Origin of the sequence: Agromyces sp. NPDC058104, from assembly GCF_042884835.1 — a bacterium.
GTDB lineage: Bacteria > Actinomycetota > Actinomycetes > Actinomycetales > Microbacteriaceae > Agromyces.
In genome coordinates, this window is the sequence record NZ_JBHVTD010000002.1 from 878,355 (window position 1) to 896,016 (window position 17,662).

At 67.9% G+C, this 17,662-nt stretch carries 12 protein-coding genes; 7 read left to right on the forward strand and 5 right to left on the reverse strand.

Going from position 1 to position 17,662, the window contains the following annotated elements:
* Window positions 1-61: 61 nt before the first annotated feature.
* The 3 genes from ACFVTH_RS12025 to ACFVTH_RS12035 all read right to left on the reverse strand — a co-directional run bounded on the left by ACFVTH_RS12025 (window position 62) and on the right by ACFVTH_RS12035 (window position 2,867).
* Window positions 62-430, reverse strand: a complete 369-nt coding sequence (locus tag ACFVTH_RS12025; RefSeq protein ID WP_387090944.1) for a hypothetical protein — start codon at window positions 428-430, stop codon at window positions 62-64.
* A gap of 350 nt (window positions 431-780) precedes the next feature.
* A complete protein-coding gene (locus ACFVTH_RS12030) occupies window positions 781-1,668 on the reverse strand; it encodes an alpha/beta fold hydrolase (RefSeq protein WP_387090946.1) in 888 nt (295 codons plus the stop codon).
* Window positions 1,665-2,867 (reverse strand): M24 family metallopeptidase, encoded by a 1,203-nt coding sequence (locus ACFVTH_RS12035; protein ID WP_387090949.1) that lies wholly within the window; start codon window positions 2,865-2,867, stop codon window positions 1,665-1,667. Before ACFVTH_RS12035 ends, ACFVTH_RS12030 begins: the two co-directional genes overlap by 4 nt.
* A gap of 161 nt (window positions 2,868-3,028) precedes the next feature.
* On the opposite strand from ACFVTH_RS12035, the gene ACFVTH_RS12040 reads away from it, so the two are divergent.
* From ACFVTH_RS12040 to ACFVTH_RS12060, 5 genes are all read left to right on the forward strand, one after another.
* On the forward strand, window positions 3,029-4,513 hold the full coding sequence (locus tag ACFVTH_RS12040; protein ID WP_387090951.1) for an oligopeptide:H+ symporter: 1,485 nt from the start codon (window positions 3,029-3,031) through the stop codon (window positions 4,511-4,513).
* A complete protein-coding gene (locus ACFVTH_RS12045; protein ID WP_387090954.1) occupies window positions 4,513-5,772 on the forward strand; it encodes an amidohydrolase family protein in 1,260 nt (419 codons plus the stop codon). Before ACFVTH_RS12040 ends, ACFVTH_RS12045 begins: the two co-directional genes overlap by 1 nt.
* 65 nt (window positions 5,773-5,837) lie before the next feature.
* Complete coding sequence (locus tag ACFVTH_RS12050; RefSeq protein WP_387090957.1) at window positions 5,838-7,034, forward strand: PucR family transcriptional regulator; 1,197 nt, start codon at window positions 5,838-5,840, stop codon at window positions 7,032-7,034.
* Between the two features lie 242 nt (window positions 7,035-7,276).
* On the forward strand, window positions 7,277-8,773 hold the full coding sequence (locus ACFVTH_RS12055; protein WP_387090960.1) for a peptide MFS transporter: 1,497 nt from the start codon (window positions 7,277-7,279) through the stop codon (window positions 8,771-8,773).
* A gap of 8 nt (window positions 8,774-8,781) precedes the next feature.
* Window positions 8,782-9,993: an amidohydrolase family protein gene (locus ACFVTH_RS12060; RefSeq protein ID WP_387090963.1), complete on the forward strand. Its 1,212-nt coding sequence runs from the start codon at window positions 8,782-8,784 to the stop codon at window positions 9,991-9,993.
* Window positions 9,994-10,008: 15 nt separating this feature from the next.
* Here the strand turns inward: ACFVTH_RS12060 and ACFVTH_RS12065 are convergent, their stop codons facing one another.
* Together ACFVTH_RS12065 and ACFVTH_RS12070 are read right to left on the reverse strand one after the other, a co-directional pair.
* A complete protein-coding gene (locus tag ACFVTH_RS12065) occupies window positions 10,009-10,404 on the reverse strand; it encodes a hypothetical protein (RefSeq protein ID WP_387090966.1) in 396 nt (131 codons plus the stop codon).
* Window positions 10,405-10,623: 219 nt separating this feature from the next.
* Complete coding sequence (locus tag ACFVTH_RS12070) at window positions 10,624-12,921, reverse strand: hypothetical protein (RefSeq protein ID WP_387090969.1); 2,298 nt, start codon at window positions 12,919-12,921, stop codon at window positions 10,624-10,626.
* A gap of 296 nt (window positions 12,922-13,217) precedes the next feature.
* Between ACFVTH_RS12070 and ACFVTH_RS12075 the strand changes: the two genes are divergently transcribed.
* Window positions 13,218-14,840, forward strand: a complete 1,623-nt coding sequence (locus ACFVTH_RS12075) for a P-loop ATPase, Sll1717 family (RefSeq protein WP_387090972.1) — start codon at window positions 13,218-13,220, stop codon at window positions 14,838-14,840.
* Window positions 14,841-15,074: 234 nt separating this feature from the next.
* Window positions 15,075-17,645 carry an ATP-dependent Clp protease ATP-binding subunit gene (locus ACFVTH_RS12080; protein ID WP_387090975.1) on the forward strand — a complete coding sequence of 857 codons (2,571 nt, stop codon included), beginning with the start codon at window positions 15,075-15,077 and terminating at the stop codon, window positions 17,643-17,645.
* The last annotated feature ends 17 nt before the right edge of the window (window positions 17,646-17,662 follow it).

Below are 17,662 nucleotides of genomic sequence, written 5' to 3' on the forward strand. Positions count from 1 at the left end.
CAGCAGCGAGTCGGCGATGATCGCGTTCTTCGCCGCTCATCGGGTGATCCCATCCGTGGTGTCAGGGTGACGTCGCGTTGGTCTGGTAACCGACGGAAGCAAGGGTGTACTCGAAGGTTCCGTACGCCTCCGTCGGCACCTCGACGGTGAAGACTCCGTCGGGGTGGTCCAGGCCGTTGTAGAAGTCCCCGTAGACGAGCAGCGCCTCGGCCACGAGCTGCTCGGCAGCGCGTCGTTCCTCATCATTGGCGAAGCGGTATCGGGAGGTGCCCGCCTGCTCTGCGGCGATCGGGCTCGTGCCGAAGCCGATGACGCGACCGACGAAGCGCGTGCCGGCTTCCGAGTCGACGGGCTCGAGCTCGTACTCGAACGGGATCACCCGCTCGCCCCACACGAGCTTCATCAGCCGGATCGCTTCGTACGCGCGCATGCCGAGGGGCACGAGCGCGGCATCTCGTTCTCGATCGACGACGCGGCGTTTCCGAGGCCGCTCGGGATCCGGTTCGATCACGAACACAGGGCGCTTCTCCATTCACTCGTCGAAATTCACTCGTCGACAATGTCGGCAGCGAGCATCGCCACCGTCGCTGCACGCCAAGGGTCCGGGTCAGTCGAAGCGGAGACCTCGACTTCCGGAGCCTATCGACGCCGCTCTCACGGCGTACTCCCCAGTTCGCGGGGAGCACGAATCAGGGCGACCAGCCCGCATGGCCTGCGAGGGCATCGCGGCCGAGGGCTGACGGATGTCTCTCACGCGGCGCCCCTGCAGCAACGCGCCCCTCACACTGCGACCGCCGCCCCGCACCACCGCAGCAGCTCGACCTCGTGGTCGCGCATCCAGTGTCCGCCGTCGGAAACGACCTGCAGCTCCGCATGCGGCAGGAGTTCGAGCCACGCCCGCCCGTGCGAGGCGGGCACGAGCACGTCGGCACCGCCGTAGACGAGACGGGTGGCAGCCAGCACCCGGCTCGGGTCGAACGTCCAATCCCGGGCGAAGAGCGCGAGGTCGTCGTCGACCCAGCCGTCGATGCCGTGCACGCTCCACTCGGTCGCCTCGACCGCTTCCTCGTGCTGCACCTCGGGCCGGCCGAGTATCTCGCGGTCGCTCGCGGGCAGCCGCGCGAACCAGTCGTCGAGCGCCTCGGCGCCGTTGCCGAGTGAACGCAGATGCTCGCGCAGCGCTGCCTCGCCACGTCGCGCTGCCGAGATCTCGGCGACCGTCTCGGCCACCATCCCTGTCGCGCCGTCGAAGACGAACCCGCCCGACCCGACCCCCGCCGGCCCGAGCCCCACGTCGACACACAGCGCCGTCACCCGCTCGGGCAGCAGCGCCGCCGTCGCAACCGCGTGCGGCCCGCCGCCCGAGGTGCCGAGCACCGCGAAGCGGTCGGCACCGCAGGCGTCGGCGATGCGCCGGCTCCACTCCGCGGCATCCGCGACCGTACGCCCCGGTGCCGACGGCGAGCCGCCGTAGCCGGGGCGATCATACGAGCACAGCCGCACGCCGGCAGTCGAGGGCCCCGCCCAGCCGCCGGGCACGGCGATCGAACTGCTCGGCGTTCCATGGTGGAAGACGACGAGCGGTCCGTCGGGGTCGCCCCACTCGCGCACGCGGATCGAGCCGGTCGCGGTCGGCAGCTCGAACTGCCGCGTCCACGGGGCGTTCACGCGAACTCCAGCACGTCGCGCGGCAGCGACGACAAGAACCGCGGGCCGGATGCCTCGAACACCACGGTGTCGACGAGAATGAGCGACGTCCACGACTCGAAGTTCGTGACGAGCCCGGCTTCGATCACGTCGTCGCGCTCGTCGTTCATCGCCCACGCGAACTCGCCGACCCAGTCGCCGGGTGCGACCGAGAGCCCGAGCTCGTATCCGCCGACGCCGCCCTCGGCGCCCGGCGACACTCCGGCCGAGGCGAAGTACCGGCGCAGCTCCGCGAGCAGCCCTCGCCAGGATGCCCCCACGGTGCCGTGCGAGGCGACCACCTCGTACGCCCCGGCGGCGATGGTGATCTGCCGTCGGCTCTCGTCGGAGACGCCGCCGAACATCAGCGGCCGGGTCGCGCGCGCGTGGTACCCGTCGACCGCCGACGCCATGTCGGGGTGCACGACCGGTCCCGAGCCGAGCCGCGTGCGCCCGCTCAGCCGGTGCAGCGCCGACACCGACGATCCGGCCGCGACGGTCTCGTGCAGCACGGCGGGCTCGCCGCCCGCCCGCACCATGCCGAGCGAGTACAGCGCCCAGGCCTCGAGCTCGGTCGTCTCGGGGGTGGCCTCGGCGAGGATGGCCCGGATGCCGGCGTCGCACGCCGCCTGGGCGAGCTCGATCTTCGCGAGCTCGGCCGGGCTCTTCAGGCGCCGGATGCCGCGGAACGGCAGGGTGACGTCGACCACGCGGCATCCGAGGCCCTCGAGCATGGCGTCGACGACGTCGGCGACCGCGGGGCTCGGGATGCAGCTCCACCGCTCGAGGCCGACGCGGCCGCCCGCCCACGGGCGGAGCTGCTCGGCGAGGAACGACACGTAGTCGTCGAGGGTGGCCTCGTGCGTCTCGCTCGAGGTCGGCAGGGTGCGGATGTCGTCGAGCACCGTCGAGGTGCGGGCGAGCTCCTCGTGGTAGCCGGCGTCGATGATGAAGGGATGCCCCTCCTCGACGTGCACGACGATGCACTGCGCCGGCGGCATCGAGGTCGAGGTGTGCTGGCGGTACCAGCGACTGCGGTATCCGGTGAGCCAGGCCATCGTGTCGGGCGCGGTGATGATCGCGAAGGCGACGTCGGCGTCGGCCATGGCGCGGCGCATGCGGCGGAGCCGGTCGTCGTACTCGGCGCGGCTGAAGGGGAGTTCGTGGGCGTCAGTGGTCACCCGACCATCGTGACCGCGCGGCGGCGGTGGCGCCTGCGACATCCGTCGCAGATCAGAGCGTGAACTTCCACGGATGTCGAAACCCTCGCCGGTCGTGATCGGATTGACTCTCGGGCATCCCCTGAAGCCGTCACACGGCCCGATGCTCCAATGGAGGCGCAATGACCGTCAGCAGCCCGCCGACAGCCCCACCGACGCAGCGAATGTTCTTCGGACTGCCGCGCACCATGTACCCGGTCGCCGGCTTCGCCGCGTTCGACGCGCTGGCCTTCTACGGCATGCAGACGATCCTCGTGTACTACGTGTACTTCGCCGTCGCCGAGGGCGGTCTCGCACTCTCGACCGACGTGGCGATCGCGATCGTGTCGACCTACAGCGCTGCGACGTTCCTCGCGACGATCTTCATGGGCTGGCTGGCCGACAACGTGCTCGGCGCAGGCCGGGGCCTCCGCTGGGGCGCGGTGCTCGCGCTCGCCGGATACCTCGTGCTCGCCGCCGTGCCCGGCGAGGTCGGCCTCGCGACCGGGCTCATCGCGATCGCCTTCGGCGCGGCATCCATGTGGGTCAGCGAGGGCGCCGTGCTCGGCGGCACGCTGAACGCGCACGAGCCGAAGCGCGAGTCGGGCTTCACCGTCTACTACCTCGGCAGCGCGGGCGGCGCCCTCGTCGGCATCACCCTCACGGGCGTGCTGCAGTCGGAGGTCGGCTTCCGCCTCGGGTTCCTCGCCTCGGCGGTCGCGATCCTCATCGGCCTGCTCGTGTACCTGCCGTTCCGCCGCTCGACCGAGGCGACCGCGCCAGTCGTGCAGGGCCACGGCGTGAAGGGGTGGGCGCTCGCCTGGCCGATCATCGCCGTCGCCGCCGGCGTCGCGGCGATCATCGGCACGGTCGCCGCGGGGTCGAACCCGGCGACGATCGTCGGACTCGGCGCGCTCGTGCTGGCCGCGGGCATGTTCGTGCGGATCTTCACCCGGCGCGACCTCGATCGCGAACACAAGCGGCGGGTGCTGCACTACCTGCCGTTCTTCGGCGCGACCGCGGTGTTCGCGATGCTCTACCAGCAGCTCTTCACGACGGTCGCGATCCACTCCGAGGCGAGCACCGACCGCGTCGTCTTCGGCATCGAGCTGCCGCCGTCGACCGTGCTCGGCATCGCGCCGCTCTGCACGATCATCGTCGCGCCGATCCTCGCGACCCTGTGGGGCTCGCTCGGCGACCGACAGCCGTCGCTCGCGGTCAAGTTCGCCGTCGCCTTCGGCGGCTGCGCCCTCGCGATGGGATGGCTCGCCGCCGCCTCGGGCACGGGCGAGCTGACGCCGATCATCGTGCTCGTGGTGATCGTGTTCGTGTTCGGCGCATCCGACGTGGTGGTGTCGCCGTCGGGCCTGTCGCTCGCGAGCGCGGTCGCCCCCGCGGGCTTCGAGACGCGCATGCTCTCGCTGCACTACCTGGGCGCCGCGATCGGCATCGCCGCGGCGGGCGTCGCCGGCGAGGGTTTCTCGCCCGGCGAGAACGAGACCGCGTACTTCGCCGCCTTCGCTGTGGTCGGCGCGGTCGTCGCCGTCGCCATGATCTTCGTGCGGTTCGCGTTCGGCAAGCGGCTGATCGCGACGGATGGCACGAGCCAGGGTGTGGAGGCGCTGTGATGACGACCACGAACACCACTTCGACCACCGCAGCCAGCCGGCCCCGGGTCATCCGTGCCGGCGCCGTCGCCGACGTGCTCACCGGCGAGGTGCTCGCCGACCATGCGATCGTGCTCGACGGCGAACGCATCGCCGCCGTCGAGCCCTGGTCGGCCTCGCGCCACGGCAGCGGCGACGACGTGCTCGACCTGCGCGACCACCTCGTCGCGCCCGGCCTCATCGACCTGCACACCCACCTCGTCGGCGAGCTCGAGCGCGGCAGCTACAGCCCGTACCTCACGGGCTCGGCCGCGCGTGACGCCCTGCTCGGCGTGCGCAACGCCCGCGCCACGCTGCGTGCCGGGTTCACGACGGTGCGCGACGTCGGCAGCTTCCGCGCCTTCGTCGACTGCGACCTGCGCGACGCGATCGACGCGGCCATCTGCGAGGGCCCGCGCATGGTGTGCGCCGGCGCCTACGTGACCTGCTCGTCGGGCGGCGGCGAGATCACCGACCTCGCGGTCGACATCGAGCTGCCGCGCTCGTTCCGGTTCGGCGTGGCCGACTCGGTCGACGAGGTGCGGTCGGCGGTGCGCCGCATCGCGCACCGCGGCGCCGACGTGATCAAGGTCATCGCGACCGGCGCGGTCTACGCCGCGGGCACCGTGCCCGGCGCGCCCGAGTACACCGAGGCCGAGCTGAAGGCGTGCGTCGACGAGGCGGCGCTCTACGGGCTCCACGTCGCGGCGCACGCGCACGGCGAAGAGGGCGCGCTCCGGGCCATCCGTTCGGGTGTTCGCACCATCGAGCACGGCACCATGCTCGGCGAGGCCGCGATGTCGGCCATGCTCGAGCACGGCACCTACTACGTGCCGACCACCTACCTGCTGCAGTGGGACGACGCCCACGGCGACCTCGACGGGTACCCGGCGGGCGTGCGTGAGAAGACGGCGCTCGTGGGCGAGTCTGCGCGCGCCTCAGTGCGACTCGCGATCGAGGCGGGCGTGCGCATCGCGTACGGCACCGACGCGATCGTCTTCCCCCACGGGCTCAACGCCGGGCAGCTGCCCGAGTTCGTCGAGTTCGGCATGACGCCGATGCAGGCGCTGCAGTCCGCGACCTCCGTGGCGGCCGACTGCCTCGGGCGGTCGATGGATGTCGGTGCCCTTGCGCCCGGCCGCTACGCCGACCTCGTCGCCGTGCCCGGCGCGCACCTCGACGACGTGCAGCGCTTCACCGACGTCGCGGCCGTGGTGAAGGGCGGAGCGCTCGTCGTGTGACGGCGGCGGGCGATGCGCGCGGCATAGGATCGGAGGCATCCCGCCGGCCAGGTAGCGGAGGCCCGATGTTCGACACCGTGCAGGAGACCGTCGACCGGCTCGCCGTGGCGCTGCACCGCTCGGTGGTGCTCGACGACGCCGAGTTCGTGCTGCTCGCGAGCAGTGCGCACTACGACGACCTCGACCCGGCCCGGCTGCAGACCCTGACCGCCCGGCGCCCGAGCGACGCGCTCGCCGCCGAGCTGCGCGCCCGCCGCCTGCACGCGCAGCTCGTGCCTCGTGTGCTCGAGGCCGACCCCGCGTTCGGCCTCGAGCATGCGCGCCTCGCGATCACGCTGCGGTCACGGTACGGCGTGCTCGGGTTCCTCTGGATCACGCTCGTGCGCCCGCTCACGCCGAGCGAGGCATCCGTCATCGCCGAGACCGTCGAGACCCTGCGTTCGCTGCTGGTCAACGTCTCGCAGTCGATCGAGGCCGTGAACGCCGAGGTCGAGTCGGAGATGCTGGGCCTCCTCACCCCCGACGAGCCGAGCCGCCGCAACGCGGCGAGCGAGCTCGTCGACCTCGGCATGTACACGCGCTCGCGCCGGTTCGTGGCGCTCTGCCTCTCGCTCGGCGCCGAGTGGGCGCCGTGGGGCGGACCGCCGCCGCGCGAGGTGATCTCGCGCGTGCTGCTGCGCGCGATCACGACGCCCATGATCGACGCCTACGGCTTCGTGCCGAGCACCCCCGACACGTTCATCCTCGTCGGGTTCCGCAACGAGCCGACGCCCGAGGCGATCGGCAGCATGGTCGCGGCCATCGTTCGCGAGGCGGATGCCGCGGACGTGCAGGAGCCGCTCGACGCCGTGATCGGCATCGGGGCGCCGGTCGACGAGCTCTCGGCCGCCTGGGAGTCGTACGAGCAGGCGCTCGTGGCGGTGCGTGTTGCGCGATCGCGGGGCACACGGTCGGCTTCGTGGACGGCCGACCCGATCGCCGCCTCCGTCGCGATGCTGCTCGCGGAGGAGCCGCCGCCGCACCTGCTGCCCGAGCCGCTGCGCCGCCTCGCCGCGGCGCCGCCCGAGACCCTCGAACTCTTCGAGCTGTACGTCGCCCACGGCGAACGCATCACCGAGGTGGCCGAGCAGCTCGGCGTGCACCGGGCGACCGTGCACTACCGGCTGAAGCGCGCCGCCGCGTCGATCGGCATCGACATCGACGCCGACGATGCGCGGTTCGTCATCGGGGCGTGGTTGCGGCAGCGCTGGTTGCGGGGCTGAGCGGTCGCACCGCCTCGAGGATGCCTCGCCGCGACCTCACCGGCTGCCGAGGTCGGCGGCGGCGTGCTCGTGGACGCCCGGCGCGAACGATCACCCGGCGACAGCACGAACGCAGCGTCGCGGGAGTGAACAATCGGCAGACATCCCGGAGGGCGATTGCGACAGCTGATGAAAGAGCGGTCGACCGATGCCGGGGAAACTGGCCGGGTCCATCGCAGAACTCGATGAGGAGGCACCCACCGGTGAATCTGCAGCAGAGCACCACCGACACCGCGCAGCGTTCTCGCCGTGGGTCCTTCCATCAGCCGCGCGCGCTCTACGTGGTGAGCGCGTTCGAACTCGCCGAACGCTTCTCCTACTTCGGGATGCTGGCGATCCTGGTGTACTACGTCTACTTCAGCGCAGGCGAGGGCGGCCTGGGGTTGAGCCAGGGGCTCGCGACCGCGCTGGTGGGCGGATACACCGGCGGGATCTACCTGTTCACGGTGGTGGGCGGCTGGGTCGCGGATCGCGTGCTCGGAGCGGCGCGCACCCTGGTGGTCGGCGCATTCATCGTGCTCGTCGGCCATGTGACGCTGGCGTTCCTGCCGGGGCTGTCGGGCCTGCTCATCGGCATGCTGCTCGTCGCCGCCGGCAGTGGATGCACGAAGGCGACGACCGCGAGTGTGGTGGGCACGTTGTACCAGGCGGGCTCATCCCAGCGGATCATCGGGTTCACGCTCTTCTACCTGAGCCTCAACCTGGGAGCCCTGCTCGGCGGTCTCTCGGTCGCCTGGATCCAGCAGAGCTGGGGCTTCCACGCCGGGTTCGCCGCAGCTGCGGCCGGCATGGTCGTCGGGCTGGTCATCTACCTGCCCGGCCGGAGAACGCTTCCGGCGGAGGCCATCCGACCGCCTGCGCCCGCGCCGGCTCCGGTCGTCGCTCGAGCGGTGGCCCTGGCGCTCGGTATCGCCGTGGTGCTGTGCGTCGCATTCGCGACCGGTGCGATCAGGCTGGAGGACACCTCGACCGTCGTCGCCGTGTTGGGTGCACTCATCGCCACCACGTACTTCGTCGTGATGCGGCGTGCGACGGCCGCATCGCCCGAGGAGTTCCGCACGGTGGTGCGCTACATCCCCATCCTCGTCGCGTCGACGGTGCTGGTCGCGTTGTGGATGCAGCTGTACATCGCGGTCGCGGTGCATGCCGACGCGCGCATCGACCGGCACTTCCTCGGCATGGAGATCCCGCCGTCGGCGGTCGCGGCGAGCGGGGCGGCGTTCGCGATCCTCCTGACGCCGCTCGTCAACGCGGTGTGGACGAGACTCGGAAGCCGCCAGCCGGGCACCGCTGCCAAGTACGCCATCGCCTACGTCATCCTCGGGGCGTGCTACCTCGCGCTCGGCACGACCGCGTCGATCGAGGAGCTCCAGCTCCTGTTCATCGCGATGCTCGGCATCGTCGGCGGGTTCTTCCTCGCCGACCTCGTCGCCTCGCCGGCGGGCCTGGCGTACGCCACTGCGACCGCACCGCACCAATTCCGGACCCAGCTCGTGTCCGTCCATTCGATGTCGTACGCGGTCGGAGCAGCGCTCGCCGGCGTCACCGCGCAGTGGTACTCGCCCGACGGGAACGCCGGAGGCTACTTCCTCGGTCTGGCGGTGGTCAGTCTCATCGGAGCCGCGGTGATGTTCGTGCTGCGCCGGATCGTCGTCGACGGTCGTGCCCTCACCGCGGCCACCCAGGCCATCACCGAGTGACGACGACGATGCCCACCATCTACCGTGCCGGCACGGTGGCCGACGTCAGGAACCGAACGTTGCTCGCCGACCAGGCGATCGTCGTCGACGAGCAACGGATCGTGTCGGTCGAACCATGGCGCGCCACGCAGGCGAGCTACACCGACCTCTCCGACTGCCTCGTCGCCCCTGGCCTGATCGATCTGCACACGCACCTCATCGGTGACCTCGACCACGGCAGCAACACGCCGTTCCTCACCAAGTCGGCGGCCTGGGCCGCGCTGGCTGGAGTGAAGAACGCCGCCGCCACCCTCCGCGCGGGCTTCACGACGGTGCGTGATCTCGGCACCTTCCGCGCCTTCATCGACTGCGACCTCCGCGACGCGATCAACGACGGCACGGTGATCGGCCCGCGAATGTTCACGACCGGGGGATTCGTGACCACCTCGACGGGGGGAGGTGAGATCACCGACCTCGCCCTCGACATCGAGCTGCCACCGGAGTTCCGCGTCGGCGTGGCCGACTCGGCCGATGAGGTCCGCCGAGCAGTCCGCACGTTCATCCACGGTGGCGCCGATCTGATCAAGATCATCGCCACCGGCGCAGGATTCGCCGCCGGCACCGTGCCCGGCGCAGCCGAGTACTCGGAGGACGAGATCCGCGCCGCAGTGACCGAAGCGGCGAACTACGGCAAGTACGTCGCCGCGCACGCCCACGGAACGGAAGGCGCGCTCAGGGCCGTGCGCGCGGGGGTGCGCACCCTCGACCACGGGTCGTACATCGAAGGCGATGAGATCTTCGACGCACTGCTCGCGCACGACACCTACTACGTCCCGACGACCTACCTGATCCACTGGCTCGACGCGCAGGGCAGCTCGTCGGGGTTCCCCGAGGAGGCTCGCCGGAAGGTGCGTGCCGCGGTCGATCTGTCGATGGACGCCCTCGGAGAGGCCGTGCGCCGCGGCGTCAAGATCGCCTACGGCACCGACGCGATCATCTTCCCGCACGGGTCGAACGCGTTGCAGATGCTCGACTTCGAAGCGGTCGGCATGAACGGGTTCGACGTCCTCGCGAGCGCGACCATCAACTCCGCCGAAGCCCTCGGATCCGCCGACGTCGGCGCGCTCGAGCCAGGACGCTTCGCGGACTTCGTCGCGATCAGGGGAGCGAAGAGCGTCGACGACATCCGCGTCTTCCAGCAGATCGACCTCGTCGTGAAGGGCGGCGAAATGGTCGTCTGACCCGCCGGTAGTTCGTCACATCATCGACTGCAGCAGTTGCGTGGCCTTCTGGTTGTCGCTCGTCGCGAGCACGACCCGGTTTCGGGATGCCACGTACACGAGCGAGATGTTGATGCCCGCCTCGGCGAGGGCGCGAGCCATCCCACCGAACACGCCAGGTGTGTCGAGGTCGGGCTCGGGCAGCGCCGGACTGACGATGACGTCGGTCTCGGCGTCGACCGCGATGCCGGCGCCCTCGAGCGCCGCCCTGGCGCCCGCGACATCGTCGACGAGGATGTGGACGGCGCCCCGACCGCCCTCCATGAGCGCGCAGAGGCCCTCGATGTTGACGCCCGCGTTGCCAAGCGCCTCGCCGAGTCGAGCCCCCTCGCCGGGCTGGTCCTCGAGGGTGACCAAGAGATCCTTCGCCATGTCGGCACCTCCTTCTCGGGCTGACTCAGGTCTACGCCGGTGGGAGGGCGCGTCAACGGGGCACGGCGAGGTCGGGGACTCCGCTCGCCGCGTCGCCTATCGGCCGCCGGACTCAGCAGCCTCAGCCACTGACGCGCAGTCGACTTCGACGGCCACCTCTACCGGATCTTGCCGTTGGCACTGTGATGAATCAAACCTCTCGAGCCGTTGAGCCCACGACTAGCGTGGGCCGAGCGCCCCCAGTCCAGATCGAACATCGATCTCGACCGGGAACGGCAGTGCGGTCGCCCCGAGACTCTTGAAGTGGTCGACATCGGTGGAGTTCCAGGCCTCAGCAGTCGTCGCGAGCACGATCCGATCCGCGCGGAGAGCGGCGGCCACTCTCATCAACTTCGCCGATTGTGGCCCCCTCCCTTTCGCGCCGAAGGTTCCATTGGATTTCGCCTCAACAATGACCACTTCGCCGTCGACGCAGGCCACAATGTCGACCTCCGCCACGGCCTTGCCAGATTCCTGATCGAAAAACTCCAGTTCTGGCGTGTCCGCGTATGTCCGACTCATTGACCGAAGTTGTGCGGCAGCCAAAAGCACCACGTCTCCGTGAGCGCCAAGCATCTCGCGGAGGTTTGAGTACAGATCGTAGAACCATTTCGGCTCGGTGGACAGCCTCTTCCATCGGGGAGAAAGCAGCGCATTCATTGCTCCGCATTGGGGGCATTCATACTGCTGACCGACTCGGTCCGCGTCCACGAACGAGGGCCGGCCGCACTCCTCACACCCGAGCACAAGACCCCTGCGCAGAATTCGTGCAGAGATCAGACGATCTATCAGGTCCATGCGCTGATCCGGCGTGTATCTCGGCGACAGGCTCTCGATTGCGCTGAAAGACAGGTAGGGATCGAGTCCAACTACTACGACTTCTGGGTCACGCTCGTTCCGCGATGGGCGCCCTGTGCGTCGACAAAACGCCCGGAGCAGTGGCAGATTCTCGGAGGTTATAACCTCCAGAAGGTCTTCCCTACTGCCGAGTCGGGAACGCACAAGCTCTACACGGCGACCCGCATCGGACAGACGGACATCCAGGCCATCCTTTTCGGCCATAGCCCGGACCCACGCGACCATGGAGGGAGAGCGGAAGCGCGGTCTTCCGATGCGAGAGGTTAGCAAAGCTCCGGAGGGAACGAACCCCATCGATCGGGGGTCGAAAGTCACGCCGTCTATGCTGGAACGCAGGTGAACGTGCGGATAATACCCGTCACGAACGGTGAGGGCTCGGGACGGAAAGTCGCGCCCTCGCGGCGTAGTGTCACCCGCAGTGTTCACATCGACATACCAGTACGGCACGCGGCCCGACCCTTCTTCGAAGAGGAGTTTCGTTGGTAGCGGAGACTCGAAGCCGACCAGGGACTCGCGCGAGCCTTCGTCGTCGCTGGCGACTGGCTGCAACACAGTGGCCCCGATGTGCTCGTCGGCCATTAGCCGCATGAGGCCGCTGCTCAGATCTGCCTTCCGAATTTCGACCGTATCCTGGCGGGTGTCAATCGAAATCTGCTGCCCGTCCGCCTCGAACTGAAATCCCCATTCGTCCAGTTGCAGCTTGGCGGAGAGCTCCTGGAGATACGCGTCGGGTGCGGACGCCGAAGTCAACACAAGGTGGCCCCCGTGGTTCTCGAGCTCGGATATTTGCAGCTGCATGACTGGGCGGATACTGCGTGTCATGAGCACATCGTCTTCGACGAGAGTTGTGCTGAGCCAGACGCCGTTTCCGATCATCCGGTCGTACGCGAGCGCAAGTGCGAAGTCGTGGACAGTATCGCCAACGACGAGCACGACCCCATCGAAGTTGTGCCCGCGGGTGATGTGCACAAGTCGCTGAGCGCTGCGGAACCAGGACTCAAGTGGCTCGTCTGACTCGCCTCGCTCACCCCACACAAGATCGCTCGGGGGGCTGTGCTCCATCCGAAGGAGCCAGCCGAGCGAACCCGATTCGGGCTCGGGGCGGGCACCGGGCGCCGAGGTCGAGACCCCGAGGCGCATCGCTGCCAGCAGCGAAACGTCTGATCGCCAGTCCTCCGCCGCTGCCAGCCCAGTTGTCCCTCGGTCGGCAGCGGCCGCCAGCGGCCCATTGTCAGATGGCCCCCGATGCTTCCCGAGCGTACTGACGGTCGCCATGGGCACCTTCCGGTCTTGACTCACCCGGCCCGTGCGCATCGGCGAGCACCATGTTGTCACCTGCGCCTGCGCTCGTCGAGCGGTCTCATCTGGGTGACGGAGGTTGGAATTCGCGATCAGGCGATGCCGTTCTTCCTCGTCCTCGACGTTTCCGAACTGAATTGACCCCGGGTACAGCTTCTCCCAATCACTGAGCGGTAGCTCCAGGACGACGACGTGATCCGGGTCGTATGAGCGCACGATGTCCGCGAATTCCAGCGAAGCATCGCCTGTCCGTCGGCTGTATGGAACCAGAATGAACCCGCCGCCGCCCCAGTATTCTCCGGCAGTCGCCAACGCATACATGACCCAATCTCGCCATGCGTCGTCATCCGGCACCAAGATCGCCACCCGCGGTGGCCGGAGGCAGATCGAGCTGGATACGAATCCAAGAGAAGCACTCACAGTCGTATTGAACCGTATTCGTCCTCAGACGCCGTGACCCGATGCCACTCGCCTCGGTTGTCGGCGCGTCACTCAGCCCGGTTGTCCCCCGTTTACGGGTAAGGCACTTTCAGTGCTCCGGGGGTGACCTGGGATAGCTTTCACGGTAGCGCGCGCAACGTACCTGGAGATTGGTTGCATCGGGATTGGCGGATCTAATGTCGGCAAAGAAGCCGAGGCTGAAGAGCGGCTTTACGCTGGGAGGCGAACAAGCCGAAGCGGATCCACTTCTCTCTGGGGCGTTCTTCAACTCAAGCGACTACGACGTGATTCGTTCAAGGTCCGACCCGCGTTGCTTTATCGTGGGGCGGACGGGAGCTGGAAAGTCTGCAGCCTTCCAAAAACTGGAGGACGAGGCACAAGGTCATTGCATCCGTATCAACCCTGAGGACCTTGCGCTCCCTTACATAACTGACTTAGGCGTCATTCGTTATCTCGACTCGCTTGACGTGAACCTTGATCTCTTCTGGACCGCGCTGTGGAAGCATGTGTTGTTAGTTGAAGTCCTCCGTCACAGATATCGCGTGAACGAACCTGCCGCTAAACAGAAGTTTCTTGATCAGATTCGAGAGAAAATTACCCGCGACCCTGCCAAGCAAGCGGCTCTCGACTACCTTGACGAGTTCGAAGGTAGGTTCTGGTGCGAGGCTGAGGAACGCGTACGCGACATCACGGACAAATTCACCCAGACGATAGGTGCGGATGCATCGCTCAAGGCGGGTCCTGCAGGTTTGGGTGCTGCCGCCAGCGCCGAGATTTCTTCCGAGACTCGTAAGGAAGAAGCTGATCGTTATCAGCGAGTGGTCAATGCGACACAGATCTCGAAACTGAACAAGATGATCGCCGTTCTCAACGAGGACGTGCTAGACGATCAGCACTTCACCTATGTGGTAATCGATGATCTTGATCGCGACTGGGTTGATGAGCGGTTGGCAAACGACCTGGTGCGATGTTTGTTCAGGACCGTTCTCGACCTAAAGCGGGTAAGCAATTTGAAAGTGCTGGTTGCGCTTCGAACGAATCTCTTTCAGGAACTCGATTTCGGGCGTCGCGGCGGTGGCCAGGAAGAGAAGTTTCGTTCCTTGGTGCTCAGGATGCGCTGGACAGAATCGGACCTCGAAGAGTTGCTGGACGAGCGCGTCCGGGCCGCTGCTCCACCGTTGGGCCTCGATGCACATAGCGTCCGGGACCTCGTACCGAATCCGAACCGTACCCGCGGAAGCGCCATCAATTACATTTTCGATCGCACCCTACTTCGGCCACGGGATGCGATCGCCTTCATGAATGAGTGTTTGGGAACGGGTGTGGGAAAGACCCGTCTGTCGTGGGAGGACATCCACTCGGCGGAGGCGACCTATTCAGCGAACCGGCTCCTTGCCTTGAGAGATGAATGGAAAACGACGTACCCCGGGATCGCCAAAGTGTTCGATGTATTTCGGGGCTGTCAGGCTCGGATGACAATGGGCGAGTACACGGATCGACTGGATTCGGCCTTTCTGATCACAACGGAGCCCAACTTTGAGGGCATAGCTTGGATGACCGACCTCTCGGAGGCCGTCTGGTCTTCAGGGAAGTCGAGTTGGGCCGAGACATACGGGCCGCTCTCCGACCTGCTTTATCAACTTGGCTTGGTTGGCTTCGCTGTTGGCCAGACGAAGGCACCTCAGTTTCATTCCGAAAGTCCACGCCTCCTGGGATCAGCGGCCTCGATGGAGAAACTCAGTGCCGCTCACGTTCACAGGATGTATCACGCAGCGCTTGATGTTCGCGCGTCGAGCTGAAGGCTGGATCAGCGGCTGGTCAAGCTAGGAGCTACGTTTTTCGGCCCGATCGTGCCCGTAGAGACTCCCACTTCACACACCAAGCACGCCGACTATTGATGCGAAGCACATGTACGGGGCGTCTACGATGCGCGTCGGGGGTCTCAATGGGTGTTGCTGCTAGTTCTGGGAATACTCACACACACTCCGCGTTGAACTTGAGCGAACCACACTCAACTTCAACCAGGAGGCCAGGTGCCCAACGACTTCAACGAGGCCGGCGCAAGCTCGTTCGACGAGTTCCTTGCCCGATACCTCGCGGGTGAGCAGGCGCGACAGGCGCGGTCGATCGACCTCAGCCGGTTCCTTACCGCGCGCACCCAATCGATCCTTCAGCAGGCCGGGCGCTTCGCTCTCGAGCGCGGGCAGACCGAGCTCGACGCCCTGCACATCCTGCGCGTGATCGTCGAGGACGAGAGCGTGCAGCAGGCGATCCGCCGTGTCGGGGCGAGCCCCGAGCGCATCATCACGGCGACCGAGGCGCGTCTGCCCGCGGCATCCGATATCGCTGACATCAATGCGGCGACGATCACGCCGTCGGCCTCCCGCGCGCTGTTCCACAGCTACCAGGTGGCGCGGTCGAGCGGGGCGACGTACATCGACCCTGAGCACCTGTTCTTCGCGCTGGTGCTGGGGCAGGATGCGCCTGCCGGCCAGGTGCTCGCGCGCGCCGGCGTCACCGCCGAGGCGCTCACGCAGGGCATGCGCGAGACCGTCAGCACCGACGGCATCGATGCCGAGCACGGCGAACAGGGTCAGCAGGCGAACGGTACCGGCACCGAGGCATCCGAGACCCCGATGCTGGACAAGTTCGGCATGGACCTCACCGAGCGTGCCGCGAACGGCGAGCTCGACCCGGTGATCGGCCGTGCCGACGAGATCGAGCAGACCATCGAGATCCTCTCGCGCCGCACGAAGAACAACCCCGTGCTCGTCGGTGAGGCGGGCGTCGGCAAGACGGCGATCGTCGAGGGCCTCGCCCGCGCGATCGTCGAGGAGAACGTGCCCGAGGCCCTGCTCGGCAAGCGCGTCATCGCGCTCGACCTGCCCGGCATGCTCGCCGGCACCCGCTACCGCGGCGACTTCGAGGAGCGCCTCACGAAGACGATGGAGGAGATCGCCGCCAACACGGGCGAGCTCATCGTCTTCATCGACGAGGTGCACACGGTCGTCGGCGCCGGTGGTGCGGGCGAGGGCGGCATGGATGCCGGCAACATCCTGAAGCCGCGCCTCGCGCGGGGCGAGCTGCACCTCGTGGGTGCGACCACGCTGAACGAGTACCGCAAGATCGAGAAGGACCCGGCGCTCGAGCGCCGCTTCCAGCCCGTTCGAGTCGGCGAGCCGTCGATCGAGGACGCCGTGCTCATCCTGCAGGGCCTGAAGCCCGCGTACGAGCAGCACCACGGCGTCGAGTACACGGATGCCGCGATCCGCGCCGCCGTCGAGCTCAGCGACCGTTACCTCAGCGACCGCGTGCTGCCCGACAAGGCGATCGACCTCATCGACCAGGCCGGCGCGCGCCTGCGGCTGCGCCTCGGCGTGAAGGTGGATGTCTCCGCGATGCAGTCGCGACTCGGCGAGCTCGAGGCGGAGAAGAACGCCGCCGTGCGCACCGAGCACTACGAGGAGGCCTCGCGCCTGCGCGACGAGATCTCGAAGGTGCAGGCGAAGCTCGACGAGGTCACCGAGCAGGGTCGCGCCGCGGCATCCGATGCCACCGTCATCGACGAGGCCGAGATCGCCGCGGTGATCTCGCGGGCCACCGGCATCCCGGTGAACCGCCTCACCGAGACCGAGCGCGAGCGCCTCGCCGACCTCGAGGGCGAGCTGCACCAGCGCGTCATCGGGCAAGACGACGCGGTCACCGCGGTCGCCAAGGCCGTGCGTCGCAACCGCACCGGCATGGGCGACTCGCGTCGGCCGGTCGGCTCGTTCCTGTTCCTCGGGCCGACGGGTGTCGGCAAGACCGAGCTCGCGAAGGCCCTCGCCGACCGCCTGTTCGACGACGAGACCGCCGTGATCCGCTTCGACATGAGCGAGTTCGGCGAGCGGCACACCGTGTCGCGACTCGTCGGCGCCCCTCCCGGATACGTCGGCTATGACGAGGCCGGCCAGCTCACCGAACGCGTGCGGCGCAACCCGTACTCGATCGTGCTGTTCGACGAGATCGAGAAGGCGCACCCCGACGTGTTCAACCTGCTGCTGCAGGTGCTCGACGACGGACGCCTCACCGACGGCCAGGGCCGCACGGTCGACTTCCGCAGCACGGTCGTCGTGATGACCTCGAACCTCGGCAGCGAGTTCCTCGCGTCGCGGTCGGGTGCGCTCGGCTTCGTCGCCGGCTCGGATGCCTCGGGCTTCGCCTCTGCCGATGATGTGCGCCAGCGCGTCATGGGCAAGGTGCGCGAGGCCATGCGACCCGAGTTCCTGAACCGCATCGACGAGATCGTGCTGTTCCAGAAGCTCGACCAGCCGCAGCTCGCGCAGATCGTGAAGCTGATGCTGGGTGCGACCGCGCGTCGCCTCGCGTCGCGCGAGGTCGGCTTCGAGGCCACGGATGCCGCGGTCGCGCTGCTCGCCGAACGGGGCTACGAGCCCGAGTACGGTGCGCGGCCCCTGCGCCGGGTCATCCAGCGCGAGGTCGACGACCGAATCAGCGACCTGTTCGTCTCCGGCGCCCTCGGCGACGGGGGAGCGGTGCGCGTCGACGCCCGTGACGGCGAGTTCGTCGTGGCAGCGGCGGGTGTGGTGCCGCTCGCGGCGTAACCCGCAAGACCCGAACG

Excerpts from the sequence above, each read along its gene's own strand:
- ACFVTH_RS12025 (WP_387090944.1), bottom strand. The coding sequence starts at position 430 with ATGCGCGCGTACGAAGCGATCCGGCTGATGAAGCTCGTGTGGGGCGAG.
- ACFVTH_RS12040 (WP_387090951.1), top strand. The coding sequence starts at position 3,029 with ATGACCGTCAGCAGCCCGCCGACAGCCCCACCGACGCAGCGAATGTTC.
- ACFVTH_RS12045 (WP_387090954.1), top strand. The coding sequence starts at position 4,513 with ATGACGACCACGAACACCACTTCGACCACCGCAGCCAGCCGGCCCCGG.
- ACFVTH_RS12050 (WP_387090957.1), top strand. The coding sequence starts at position 5,838 with ATGTTCGACACCGTGCAGGAGACCGTCGACCGGCTCGCCGTGGCGCTG.
- ACFVTH_RS12060 (WP_387090963.1), top strand. The coding sequence starts at position 8,782 with ATGCCCACCATCTACCGTGCCGGCACGGTGGCCGACGTCAGGAACCGA.
- ACFVTH_RS12065 (WP_387090966.1), bottom strand. The coding sequence starts at position 10,404 with ATGGCGAAGGATCTCTTGGTCACCCTCGAGGACCAGCCCGGCGAGGGG.
- ACFVTH_RS12070 (WP_387090969.1), bottom strand. The coding sequence starts at position 12,921 with ATGTATGCGTTGGCGACTGCCGGAGAATACTGGGGCGGCGGCGGGTTC.
- ACFVTH_RS12075 (WP_387090972.1), top strand. The coding sequence starts at position 13,218 with ATGTCGGCAAAGAAGCCGAGGCTGAAGAGCGGCTTTACGCTGGGAGGC.